This is a genomic window from Streptomyces sp. NPDC006384 (genome assembly GCF_042870695.1).
Taxonomy (GTDB): Bacteria; Actinomycetota; Actinomycetes; order Streptomycetales; family Streptomycetaceae; genus Streptomyces.
This window is the reverse complement of sequence record NZ_JBIAHR010000008.1, coordinates 300,530-312,634: the sequence shown is the minus strand read 5'-3', so window position 1 is coordinate 312,634 and position 12,105 is coordinate 300,530. Positions and strand designations below refer to the sequence as shown.

Annotated in this window: 11 protein-coding genes; 9 read left to right on the top strand and 2 right to left on the bottom strand. The window is 70.9% G+C overall.

Annotated features, from left to right (window positions below):
- Positions 1-7: 7 nt before the first annotated feature.
- From ACFYOJ_RS13770 to ACFYOJ_RS13730, 9 genes are all read left to right on the top strand, one after another.
- Entirely contained in the window at positions 8-721 is a 714-nt protein-coding gene (locus tag ACFYOJ_RS13770; protein WP_356557569.1) for a phosphonatase-like hydrolase, read from the top strand.
- Positions 721-1,779, top strand: coding sequence for an ABC transporter ATP-binding protein (locus ACFYOJ_RS13765; RefSeq protein ID WP_356557570.1), 1,059 nt, complete (start codon positions 721-723; stop codon positions 1,777-1,779). The genes ACFYOJ_RS13770 and ACFYOJ_RS13765 overlap by 1 nt, the downstream gene beginning before the upstream one ends.
- Before the next feature lie 25 nt (positions 1,780-1,804).
- Complete coding sequence (locus ACFYOJ_RS13760) at positions 1,805-2,677, top strand: 2-aminoethylphosphonate ABC transporter permease subunit (RefSeq protein WP_388596864.1); 873 nt, start codon at positions 1,805-1,807, stop codon at positions 2,675-2,677.
- Positions 2,664-3,461 (top strand): ABC transporter permease subunit, encoded by a 798-nt coding sequence (locus ACFYOJ_RS13755; protein WP_356557571.1) that lies wholly within the window; start codon positions 2,664-2,666, stop codon positions 3,459-3,461. The genes ACFYOJ_RS13760 and ACFYOJ_RS13755 overlap by 14 nt, the downstream gene beginning before the upstream one ends.
- Positions 3,462-3,525: 64 nt before the next feature.
- Complete coding sequence (locus ACFYOJ_RS13750; RefSeq protein ID WP_356557572.1) at positions 3,526-4,602, top strand: 2-aminoethylphosphonate ABC transporter substrate-binding protein; 1,077 nt, start codon at positions 3,526-3,528, stop codon at positions 4,600-4,602.
- Positions 4,603-4,679: 77 nt separating this feature from the next.
- Entirely contained in the window at positions 4,680-5,459 is a 780-nt protein-coding gene (locus ACFYOJ_RS13745; protein ID WP_356557573.1) for an HAD-IIA family hydrolase, read from the top strand.
- 103 nt (positions 5,460-5,562) lie between these two features.
- Positions 5,563-6,129, top strand: a complete 567-nt coding sequence (locus ACFYOJ_RS13740) for a hypothetical protein (protein ID WP_356557574.1) — start codon at positions 5,563-5,565, stop codon at positions 6,127-6,129.
- Positions 6,130-6,131: 2 nt separating this feature from the next.
- The gene (locus ACFYOJ_RS13735) at positions 6,132-6,869 is read left to right on the top strand and encodes a class F sortase (RefSeq protein ID WP_356557575.1); all 738 of its coding nucleotides are present in this window, start codon (positions 6,132-6,134) and stop codon (positions 6,867-6,869) included.
- A gap of 49 nt (positions 6,870-6,918) precedes the next feature.
- A complete protein-coding gene (locus tag ACFYOJ_RS13730) occupies positions 6,919-7,953 on the top strand; it encodes a glycoside hydrolase family 6 protein (RefSeq protein ID WP_356557576.1) in 1,035 nt (344 codons plus the stop codon).
- Positions 7,954-8,074: 121 nt separating this feature from the next.
- Here ACFYOJ_RS13730 and ACFYOJ_RS13725 read toward each other — a convergent pair whose 3' ends face one another.
- Together ACFYOJ_RS13725 and ACFYOJ_RS13720 are read right to left on the bottom strand one after the other, a co-directional pair.
- Positions 8,075-10,012 (bottom strand): kelch motif-containing protein, encoded by a 1,938-nt coding sequence (locus ACFYOJ_RS13725; protein ID WP_356557577.1) that lies wholly within the window; start codon positions 10,010-10,012, stop codon positions 8,075-8,077.
- The gene (locus ACFYOJ_RS13720; protein WP_356557578.1) at positions 10,009-12,042 is read right to left on the bottom strand and encodes a glycosyltransferase family 2 protein; all 2,034 of its coding nucleotides are present in this window, start codon (positions 12,040-12,042) and stop codon (positions 10,009-10,011) included. The genes ACFYOJ_RS13725 and ACFYOJ_RS13720 overlap by 4 nt, the downstream gene beginning before the upstream one ends.
- Positions 12,043-12,105: the final 63 nt, after the last annotated feature.

Sequence of the window (12,105 nt, the reverse complement as noted above, 5' to 3'; positions counted from 1 at the left end):
AACACCCATGACCACCACGACCACGACACGGACCACGCCGGACATCCGCCTCGTCGTCCTCGACATGGCAGGCACCACCGTCGCCGACGGCGGCCTCGTCGAGCGCGCCTTCCTCGCCGCCGCCCGCGAACTCGGCGTCGAGCCCGGCACCGACGACCACGCCGACAAGCTCGCCTACGTCCGCGCCACCATGGGCGAGTCCAAGATCTCCGTCTTCCGGCACCTGTTCGGCGACGAGGACCGCGCCCGGCGGGCCAACGCCGCCTTCGAGAAGGCGTACGGCGAACTCGTCGACGGCGGCCTGATCGCCCCCGTCCCCGGCGCCCGCGAGGCCGTCGAGGAACTCCTCGCCGATGGCCGCACCGTCGTCCTGACCACCGGCTTCGCCCGCGTCACCCAGGACGCGATCCTGGACGCCCTCGGCTGGCGCGACCTTGTCCCCCTCACCCTGTGCCCCGCCGACGCGGGCGGGCGCGGACGGCCGTACCCGGACATGGTGCTGGAGGCCTTCCTGCGCACCAAGGCCGCCGACGCCGTACGCCAGGTGGCCGTCGTCGGCGACACCTCCTACGACGTGCTCAGCGGCGTGCGCGCCGGCGCCGGACTGGTCGCCGGGGTGCGCACCGGCGCCCACGGCGACGACGCCTTCCGCGAGGCGGGCGCCACCCACGTCCTCGACTCCGTCGCCGCCCTGCCCGCCCTCCTGCGGGGAGCCCGCTGATGAGCGGCGGCGGCATCCGCTTCGAGAACGTCACCGTCGCCTACGACGGCAACACCGTCCTCGACGCCCTGGACCTCACCGTCGAACCCGGCGAGGTCATGGCGCTCCTCGGGCCGTCCGGCTCCGGCAAGACCACCGCGCTGCGGGCCGTCGCCGGATTCGTCCGGCCCGTCTCGGGGCGGGTGTTCCTCGGCGACCGCGACGTCACCGGCCTGCCCCCGCACCGGCGCGGCATCGGCATGGTCGTCCAGCAGTACGCCCTCTTCCCGCACATGCGGGTCGAGGACAACGTCGCCTTCGGCCTGAAAGCACGGAAAACACCCAAGGCCGAGATCCGCGCCCGCGTCCTCGAGGCGCTGGAGATGACCGGCATGGCCGCCTACGCCCGCCGCCACCCGCGCGAACTCTCCGGCGGCCAGCAGCAGCGCGTCGCCATCGCCCGCGCCCTCGCCATCCGCCCCGACGTCCTCCTCCTGGACGAGCCGCTGTCCGCGCTCGACGCCCAGCTGCGCTCCGGCATGCTCGCCGAACTGGCCCGCCTGCACCGCGAACTGCCCGACGTGTCGATCCTCTACGTCACCCACGACCAGATGGAGGCGCTCACCCTGGCCGACCGGATCGCCGTGATGAACCGCGCCCGCCTCCAGGCCTGCGGCACCCCGCGGGAGCTGTACCGGTCCCCGGCCGACGAGTTCACCGCCTCCTTCGTCGGCAACGCCAACCTGCTGCCCGTACGGGTCGGCACCGAGGGGGTCTCCTTCGCGGACGCCGAGTTCGAGGTCGACACGGCGGGCGCCGCACCGGGCGCGTCGGCCACCCTGTGCGTACGGCCCCATCTCGTCGGGCTCGGCCACGGACCCAACCGGCTCACCGGCACGGTGACCGAGATCCAGTGGCGCGGCTCCACCCACCGGCTCCACGTCGACGTGGACGGCCACCGCGTGATGGCCGACCTGCGCGAACTGAGGACACCGCCGGGCCACGGGGAGACCGTCACCCTGCACTTCGCGCCCGAGGACGCGGTACTGCTGCCCGCGGGGGTGGGTGACCGTGACTGAGGTCCTCCACGAGCCGCGGGCCGCCGTGGGCCCGGCGCGCCCGTCCGACGGCAGCCGCAGTCCGGGCACCGCCGCGCGCTCCCACCGGGCGCTGCTGTGGGCGCTGCCCCCCGTCGCCCTGCTCGCCGTCTTCTTCCTCTACCCCCTCGCCCTCGTTGTCCAGCAGTCCTTCCGGCCCGACTCCGGCGGCACCTCCCTCCAGCCCTACGCCGACGTCTTCGCCTCCACCGCCTTCCGCGAGGCCCTGTGGACCACCGTCTGGCTGGCACTGGCCGCCACGGCCGGCTGCCTCGTGCTCGGCTTCGTCCTCGCGCTGGTCATCGCCTTCGTGCCGTTCCCCGGGGCGCGGGCGGTCGCCCGGTTCATCGACGTCTTCCTGTCCTTCCCGTCCTTCCTGATCACGCTCGCCCTGCTCTTCGTCTACGGCACGGTCGGCATGGCCAACGGCGCCTGGACCGGCGTCACGGGCGCCGCCGAGGGACCGTTCCGGTTCCTGACCACGCCCTGGGGCGTACTGCTCGCCGAGATCACGTACTTCACGCCGTTCGTGATGCGCCCGCTGCTCGCCGCCTTCTCCCAGCTGGACACCGGCCAGCTGGAGGCGGCCGGTTCGCTCGGCGCCCGCGCGCCCCGCATCGTCCGGCGGATCATCCTGCCGGAGGCGCTGCCCGCCCTCGCGGCCGGCGGCAGCCTCGTCCTCGTCCTGTGCCTCAACGAGTTCGGCATCGTCCTGTTCACCGGCGCCAAGGGCGTTACGACCCTGCCGACCCTCGTCTACGGCAAGGCGATCCTCGAGTCCGACTATCCCGGCGCCTGCGTGGTCGCCGTCGTCAACGTCCTGATCTCCGTGGGCCTCTACGGCCTCTACCGGGTGGTGAGCCGCCGTGCTGGTGCATAGCCGCGGAGCGAAGTGGGCCCTGTGGGCGGTCTTCCTCCTCCTCTTCGTCCCCCTGTTCGCCCTCCCGCTCCTCGTCGTCCTCGGCGCCTCCTTCGCCACCAACTGGTCCAGCGTCCTGCCCTCCGGCTTCACCACCGCCCACTACGAGGCGGCCACCCGCGGCGAGGCCCTCCAGGCCCTCACCACCAGCCTGGTCACCGCCGTCACCGCGAGCCTCCTCGCGCTGGCCGCCGGCACCTGGGCCGCGCTGGCCGCCGCCGCACTGGGCGGACGGCACCGCAAGGTGCTCGACGCGCTGTTCGTGCTGCCGCTCGCCGTGCCCTCCGTCGTCGTCGGCCTCGCCACCCTGGTCGCCTTCTCCCAGCCGCCGATGCTCCTCAACGGCACCCGCTGGATCGTGATCGCCGCCCACACCGTCCTGGTCACCGCCTTCGCCCACCAGTCCGTGTCCGCCGCGATCACCCGCCTCGACCCGGCCTACGAACAGGCCGCCGCCTCCCTCGGCGCCTCCCCGGCGTACGTGCTGTGGCGGGTGAGGCTGCCGCTGCTGCTGCCGTCGCTGACCGCCGCAGCCGGACTCTGCTTCGCCCTGTCCATGGGCGAACTGAGCGCCACGATGATGCTCTACCCGCCCGACTGGACCCCGCTGCCCGTCCTGATCCACGCGGCCACCGACCGCGGCGCCCTGTTCGCCGGCTCCGCCGTCGCCGTGGTCCTGATGGCGGCCACGCTGCTGGTGCTGCTCGCCGTCTCCCGCGTCCGCACCCGCGCCGCGTACCGCTAGACCCCGGCCGTCGCGTCCCCACCCCCGCCCCTCACCCGATTCCACGCAAGGAGTTCACCCCGCCATGTCCGCCTCCGCCCGCAAGCCCGCCCGCCGGACCGTCCTCGGGCCGGTCGCCGCCCTCTGCGTCCTCGCCCTCCCGCTGACCGCCTGCTCCGGCACCTCCGCCGCCTCCGACGAGAAGGTCGTCACCGTCTACAGCGCCGACGGCCTCAAGGGCGAACACGGCGATGGCTGGTACGACCGGGTGTTCGAGGACTTCGAGAAGGAGACCGGCATCAAGGTGAAGTACGTCGAGGGCGGCTCCGGCGAGATGGTGCAGCGCGTCGCCCGCGAGAAGAGCAACCCGCAGGCCGACGTCCTCGTCACCCTCCCGCCGTTCATCCAGCAGGCCGACACCAAGGGCCTGCTGCAGAAGTACACGCCCCGGGGCGCCGAACGGGTCGCCCGCGGCGACAAGGCCGCGAACGGCACCTGGACCGCCGTCGTCAACAACTACTTCGGCTTCGTCCACAACAAGAAGGAGCTGAAGCAGCCCCCCACCACCTGGGAGGACCTGCTCGACGACAGGTACGGGAACAAGCTCCAGTACTCCACCCCCGGCGTCGCCGGCGACGGCACCGCCGTCCTCGTCAAGGCCATGCACGACTTCGGCGGCGAGAAGCCCGCCATGGAGTACCTGAAGAAGCTCCAGAAGAACAACGTCGGCCCCTCCGCCTCCACCGGCAAACTCGCCCCCAAGGTCGACAAGGGCGAGCTGCTCGTCGCCAACGGGGACGTCCAGATGAACTACGCCCAGTCCAAGACCATGCCCAACCTCGGCATCTGGTTCCCGGCCCGCGAGGGCGGCAGGCCCACCACCTTCGCCCTGCCCTACGCGGCCGGCCTGGTCACCGGGGCCCCGCACGGCGACAACGGCAGGAAGCTCCTCGACCACCTGCTGAGCCAGAAGGCGCAGGCGCAGGTCAGCGAGATCGGCGGCGGCTTCGCGGCCCGCCAGGACATCAAGGCCGCCGACGCCGACGCCGTCGCGCTCGGCAGGCTGATGACCGGCGTGGAGATCTTCGAACCCGACTGGAACGACATCGAGGAGAACCTCACCTCCTACGTCGACGCCTGGAAGCGCGCCACCGGAAGCTGAGACACCCGTTCCCCCAAGATCCGGACTTGTCTAGGCTGGGGCGCACGCTGGACCGCGTACGGCAGGAGAACCCGCACATGGCAGACCGCAAGCCCATCGAATCGTGGCTCACCGACATGGACGGGGTCCTCATCCACGAGGGCGTACCGATCCCCGGTGCCGACGCCTTCCTCAAGAGGCTCCGCGAGTCCGGCAGGCCCTTCCTCGTGCTGACCAACAACTCGATCTACACCCCGCGCGACCTGCACGCCCGGCTGCGCCGCATGGGCCTGGAGGTGCCCGTCGAGGCCATCTGGACCTCGGCGCTGGCCACCGCCAAGTTCCTGGACGACCAGCGGCCGGGCGGCTCGGCGTACGTCATCGGCGAGGCCGGGCTGACCACCGCCCTGCACGACATCGGCTACATCCTCACCGACCACGACCCCGACTACGTGGTCCTCGGCGAGACCCGCACCTACTCCTTCGAGGCGATGACGAAGGCGGTGCGGCTGATCAACGCCGGCGCCCGCTTCATCTGCACCAACCCCGACGAGACCGGCCCCTCCACCGAGGGCCCGCTCCCGGCGACCGGCGCCGTGGCCGCGCTGATCACCAAGGCGACCGGCAAGCAGCCCTACTTCGCCGGCAAGCCCAACCCGCTGATGATGCGCACCGGCCTCAACGCGATCGGCGCCCACTCCGAGACCAGCGCGATGATCGGCGACCGCATGGACACCGACGTGCTGGCCGGCATGGAGGCCGGGATGCAGACCTTCCTGGTGCTCACCGGCCTGACCCGGCCCGAGCAGGTCGAGGCCTTCCCGTACCGGCCCTCCCAGGTGGTCGACTCCATCGCGGACCTCGTCGACCGGATCTGAAACCCGTACGCCGATCGTGTGACCCGTTCGGAGCAGTGTCACCCCCGTGCCGGATGCGGGGGAGGTCCGCGCGGGGGAGTCTCCAGGTGACTGGAGGTACACGATGGGCTCACTGAAGGCAACCCTCTGTGCCGGAGCCGCGCTCGCCGCGGTGTCCGTGCCGGCCGCCCCGGCGGCGTACGCGGCGGACGGGGGTGGCGTCACCGTCACCCCCGCCTCGCCCGCGCCCGGCACCGACGTCCGGCTCCGCGTGCCCGACTGCACCGAGAAGTCGGCCCTCGCCGTGTCGGCGGCGTTCGATTCGGACGTACGGCTGTCCCCGGCCGCGCGGGACGGCGTCCTCGCCGGCGCCGGCCGCGTCCGCTCCTCGGCGGAGGCCGGTGCCTACGCCGTGCGGGTCACCTGCGGCAAGGAAGCCCGCGGGGGCACCATCACCGTCGACGGACGGCACCGCCCCGCCGACCGGCCGGCCGCGCCCGCCTCGCCCGTCGCCCCCGTCGACGCGGGCGGCGGAGGCGCCGCCGAGCTGGCCGCGGACGGCACCGGCGACGAGGCGCGCGCCGAACCCCCCGGCACCGCGCACACGGTGACCGGTCTCGTGCTCGCCGGTATCGCCGCCGTGGCCGTGGCGCTGCGCGGGGTCCGCAGCCGGAGCCGCAGGACGGACTGACCATGCCCGACCAGGACCGGCCCCCGGAGAAGGGCCAGGACCCGTCTCCCGAAGAGCGCCAGGACCCGTCTCCCGAAGAACCCCACGCCCGTGTCGCCGGGCCCGGCCGTCTGGTGAGCGGCACCGCCTGGGTGGTGCTGCTGCTCGGGCTGTGGCTGTGGGGCCGCGAGGCCACCGACGTGCGCGAGGGCGTGTCCCGTCCGGCCACCGGCGACATGGCGGCGGCCGGACGGCCCCCCGACATACCGCTGCCCGCCGCCCACGCCCCCCTCGGCGCGTCCCCGCCCGAGCGGCTCGACGTCCCCGCACTCGGCATCAGCGCCCCGGTGACGGCCAGCGGCCTCGACGCCGAGGGCGCGATCGAGGCACCCCCCTACGAGCGGGCCCACGCCGTCGGCTGGTACGCGGCCGGTGTCGCACCGGGCGCGGCCGGGACCGCCCTCATGGTCGGACACGTCGACACCGACACCCGGCCCGCCGTCTTCTACGAGCTCAGCACCCTGGAACCCGGCCAGACGATCCGGGTGGTCCGCGCCGGCGACGAGACCGCCGAGTTCACCGTCGACGACGTCCAGGTCCTCGCACGCGAGGGCTTCGACGCCCGGCAGGCCTACGGTCCGCGCACCACCGGACGGGCCGAACTCCGCCTGATCACCTGCGGCGGCACCTTCGACCGGGCCTCCGGCGGCTACACCGCCAACGTCGTCGTCTCGGCGTATCTCACGGGCACCGTTCCATAACCCTCGTATGTCAGGATTGGGTCTTCGAACAGTGCTCTTGGGGGGTTGGATGTACGGCGGCAGGCGGGCCGGAAGGGTGACCGCGAGGCGGGTGTCCGCGGCGATGCTGGGGGCGGCACTGCTGGTCACGGGTTGTTCCACGTCCGGGGACGGGGAGGACGGGGAGAAAGACCGCAAGAAGGGCGCGGCCGGGATCACCCAGCAGCCCAAGGGGACCGACCCGTTCTGGGTCAACCCCGACGGCAACGCGGCCCGGCAGGTGGCGGAGCTGGAGAAGGCCGGCAAGAAGGACCAGGCCGAACTGGTCCGCAAGATAGCCCAGCAGCCGACCGGCGAGTGGATCAGCCCGGAGAACCCGGAGGAGCAGGCCCGCGGCTTCACCGAGGCCGCCGACAAGGCCGGCCGCACCGCGCTGCTCGTCCTCTACAACATCCCGCACCGCGACTGCGGCCAGTACTCGCAGGGCGGCGCCGCCGACGGCGACGCCTACCGCGCGTTCATCGACGGCGTGGCCAAGGGCATCGGCGACCGCTCCGCCACCGTCATCCTGGAACCGGACGCGGTGCTCCACCTGGTCGACGGCTGCACCCCGGACCAGTACCACGAGGAGCGCTACGACCTCCTCAAGGGCGCCATCGCCAAGCTCACGGCGCTGGAGAACACCAAGGTCTACCTGGACGCGGGCAACGCCGGCTGGGGCAACCCCGACCAGATCTTCGAGCCGCTCAAGTGGGCCGGCATCGACCAGGCCGACGGCTTCTCGGTCAACGTGTCGAACTTCTACACCACCGAGGACTCCATCGCCTACGGCAAGAAGCTCTCCGCCAAGGTCGGCGGCAAGCCCTTCGTCATCGACACCAGCCGCAACGGCAACGGCCCCTACACCGAGGGCGACCCGGCCGAACGCTGGTGCAACCCGCCCGGCCGCGCCCTCGGCGAGACGCCGACCACCGAGACGGCCGACCCGCTGGTCGACGCCTACCTGTGGATCAAGCGCCCCGGCGAGTCCGACGGCGAGTGCAAGGGCGGCCCGAAGGCCGGCCAGTGGTGGACGGACTACGCGCTGAAGCTGGCGCGGGGATAAGAGACCCGCAGGGGCCCGCGGGGGAGGAAGCCCCGCGGGGAGAAGAGAACGAAGGGCGCGGGGAGCGCCGCGGCTTGTCGCCCGGCTCCCCGCGCCCTTCGTCCCACCACCTGCGGGAGTGCTACGGCACGTGCACCCACTGCGCCTTGGAGGGCGTCCCCTCGCCGTCCGTGGCGAACATCATGTACCAGCCCGACTGCACCAGGTTCTTGTTCTCCGGCACGGTCACCGTCAGCTTGTCCCCGTCCGCCTTGAAGTCCAGCGCGATGGACCGCTGGTCGACGTCGGTGACGTGCGTCGAGGCGCTCGGCCGGATCAGCCGCACCTTCTTGATGGTCGAGGCCGCCCGCGAGGTGAACGTGCCCGACTCACCGCGCTCGATGGTCTCCGGACCGCTGGACAGGTCCGGCCGCGAGTCCCGGTACAGGTACGGCGGCGTGTAGATCTCGATGCGCTGCTCGAACTTGCCCGGCTTGGTGTTGGCCTTGTCGCCGTAGAGCGAGTCCGAGCCGAAGAACATCAGACGTCCGTCGGGCAGCAGGATCGAACCGGAGTGGTAGTTGCGGCCCACCAGCGGGTCGGCCACCCTCTCGAACCGGTTGGTGTCCGGGTGGTAGAGCCGGGCCTCGAGGATGTTGGAGTCGCTGCGGCCCCGGTAGTCCTCCGAGCCGCCGGAGACCAGCACGCTGTCGTCGGGCAGGATCGAGGCCTGCGGGTAGCGCGTGCCCTTGTCCAGCGACGGACCGTCCACGAACCTCGGGTTGTCGGCCTTGAGGTCGACGATGCGGGTCTTCTTGCTGGACAGCTTGGACTCGCCGACGCCGCCGCCGCCGATCACCATGTACTTCTCGTCCTGCGCCGGGGGCAGCAGCACGGTGTTGGCGGTCTCCAGCATGTTGGCGTCGCTCATGCCGGGCACCTTGGTGAACTTGTAGGTGTCCAGGTCCCAGATGCCCGGGTCGCGGCCCACGTCGGCGGGTCCGTAGCCGGCGTTGGCGCCCGAGTAGAAGATCTTGCCGTTCTGCATCAGGAACAGCGCCGGGTACGTCGGGAACTGGCGGATCTTGCCGGTGTAGGACCACTTCTTGGTCTTCGGGTCGTAGACCTCGTTCTTGCCCGGCACGATCTGGCCGATCTCGTCGAGGCCGGAGACGCTGAGGATCTTGCCGTCGCTCAGGGTGGTGAGCGTCGGGTACCAGCGGGCCTCGTTCATCGGGTCGACCTTGATGTACTTCTCGGCGACCGGGTCGAACTCAAAGGCGTCCCGGATGCCCTGGAAGTCCTTCTTGTCGAGGGCGAGCTTCTCCGCGATGCCGTACGTGTTGCGGGCGTCCTCGCCCGTCAGGCCCACGACGCTGTAGTTGTCCTGGGTGCCCGTCTCGTACTTGGAGCCGCTCTTCTCCGCCTCGACGTAGATCCGGCCGAAGCCCGGGTCGTTGCGCAGGAACCTGCCGGTCTCCTTGTCGAAGACCTTCTTGGCGCGCGGCACCAGCACCGGGTCCTTGGAGACGAACGTCTTGCCGTTCTCCTTGCCGGTGAACTTGGTCCCGGCCGGCAGGGTGATCGGCTTGTCCGGGTTCTCGTTGTGGACGATCATCAGGCCGCCGGCCTTGGTGACGTCGCCCTTGAGCTTCTCGTACCGCTTGGTGCCGCCCGCGATCAGCAGGTTGCCGTTGGCGAGCTGGGTGTGGCCGGTGCAGAACAGGTCGGTGGGCGTCGGCACCTTCTTGATGGTCCCCTTGACCGGGTCCCAGATCCGGGTGTCGTACTTCTTCGCGTCGAAGTTGTCCTGGTTGTTGCCCGACCCGGCGACGAGCAGCACCTTGCCGGTGCGCAGCAGCGCCGCGTGGATGGTGTTCTGCCGGTACTCCTTGGGGAACTCGATGATCTCCCACTTGCCGTTGGCGGCTTTGTACTCCGGCTTGTTGATCTTGTACTGGTGGTATTTCTCGGTTCCGAAGCGGTAGAGCCACGGCCCGTTCATCCCGGCCAGCGCTACTACCACCGCCGTGCCTATCGCGAAGCGACGGGCGCGGCGGCGGCCGGCACGGTCTTTCATTCCTTACGTCCCCCAAGTCCACCAAGGGCGATCTGCATGGTCTGGTCGCTGCCACCGTCGGGGGTGGCGGCCCAGCTGGGCTTCTGCTGCGGCGCGTGCGCTCCCTGGGCGCCCGGCGCTCCCTGCGCTCCCTGGGGCATGTCCTGCCCCGGCAGCGGGCGCGGCTGGTACGGCCCCGCGGGCGCCGCGTCCTCGGGCTGGGTGTGCGGCTCCGCGGGAGCCGCCGAGCCGGGCTTCTTCCTCGCCTCCCGCAGGGAGTACCGCCAGGCGAAGATCGGCGAGGCGGTGATGAGCAGCGCGAACGTCGCCCAGATGATCATCGCGGGGTGCGAGTGGCCGAGGACGAGGCCGGCGGTGATCGAGGCGCCGAAGATGAGGATGAAGTACCAGTGGTACCGGAAGGTCCCGAACAGGGTGTCGGGGCTGGCGGAGTCGCCCTTCGGGGTGACCACGAACTTGCTCTTGCGGCGCAGCATCGAGTCGATGAGCGCCTTGGCGTACAGCGGCGCGGACAGCGCGGACATCACCATGCCGGCCACACCGCCGGAGCCCTCGGGCTCGTGCGGGGAGACGTTGTGGCGGCGGTTCCAGATGTACAGGCCGATCTGCAGGGCGGAGGCGTTGCCGTAGAGCATCAGCCAGACCGTCGGGTCGATGTTGACGCCCGAGGCGCCGGCGCCGAGGAACAGCGCGCAGCTCAGCGCGGCCAGGATCCAGTTCAGGGCCGACATCGGGTAGAAGATGATCATCATCGTGTAGTTGAAGAGCTTGCTCGGCGGCAGCGAGTACCAGCCCTTCCAGTACTGCTTGAGGATCGTCTCGTACGTCCCTCGCGACCAGCGCATCTGCTGGGTGAAGAAGTCCGTCCAGGCGTTGGGGCCCTCACCGACGGCCAGCACGTCCGGGGTGTAGACCGAGCGCCACTTGCGGCCGGTGGCCGGGTTCTTGTGGCGGTGGATCTCGAAACCGGTCGCCATGTCCTCGGTGATCGAGTCGTACAGGCCGCCGATCTGCTTCAGCGCCTTGATGCGCACCGCGTTGGAGGTGCCCACGAACATGGGGGAGCCGTAGCGGTTGCCGGCGCGCTGGATCAGCGCGTGGAAGAGGAACTGCTGCGACTCGGCGGCCTTGGTGATCGGGTTGTCGTAGTTGCCGTAGACCTGCGGGCCGATGACGAAGCCGACGTCCGGGTCGCGGAAGAAGCCGAGCATCCGCTCCAGGTAGTTCGGCAGCGGCACGTGGTCGGTGTCGACGGAGGCGAAGAAGTCGTAGTCGTCGCCGTGCGCGTCCAGCCAGGCGTTGTAGTTGCCGTGCTTGGTCTTGGCGCGGTGGGGGCCCTTGGGCTGGTTCCACTTGGCGATGCCCTTGCGGGAGAAGTGGTGCACGCCGAGGCGCTCGCAGACCGCCTTCACCTCGGGGTCGTCGCCCTCGTCGAGGAGCCAGACGTGCATCAGGCCGCGGTGGCGGATCTTGACGGCCGCCTCCAGGGTCTTCGTCACCATCTCCAGCGGTTCCTTGCCGGGGACGAAGGAGGTGAGGAAGGCGACCCGGGTGCCGGTCTCGGGGACCACGGGTATGGGATCGCGGGCGACCAGTGTGGCGTGCGCGTTCGACAGCACGTTCAGGCAGCGGAACAGCTCGATCAGGCCGATCGAGACGAGCATCACCATGTCGAGCGCGGGCAGCCAGTCGAAGGCCGGGTAGTCGCGCTCCGTCCAGTGCTGGGGCTGGAGCAGCCAGACCAGCAGCACCACCGACAGGATCGGCGCCGCGGCCAGCATGAGCGCGACACCGATGCGGTGCGGCTCCTGCGAGATCAGCGACCGGTACTGCACCTTGTACGGCTTGTGCGGATCCGGCTGGGTGAGGGGGCCCGCGAGTCGGCTGTAGTGCTCGTAGTCGTACTTCGGCAGTGTCGTGCGTATCCGCCGGAACGCGCCGGTGTTCCAGGTCCGGTGCGAAGGCACCCGGAGCTGGGTCGTCTGAGACGGGTCGTTGTCCTGCCCGGCGCCCGTCGGCGTCGACGTCATGAGTCATCCCCCCACACGCGGATCAGCGCGTGTTCCGTCGCTTCCTTGATCCGTGCGGTCCCC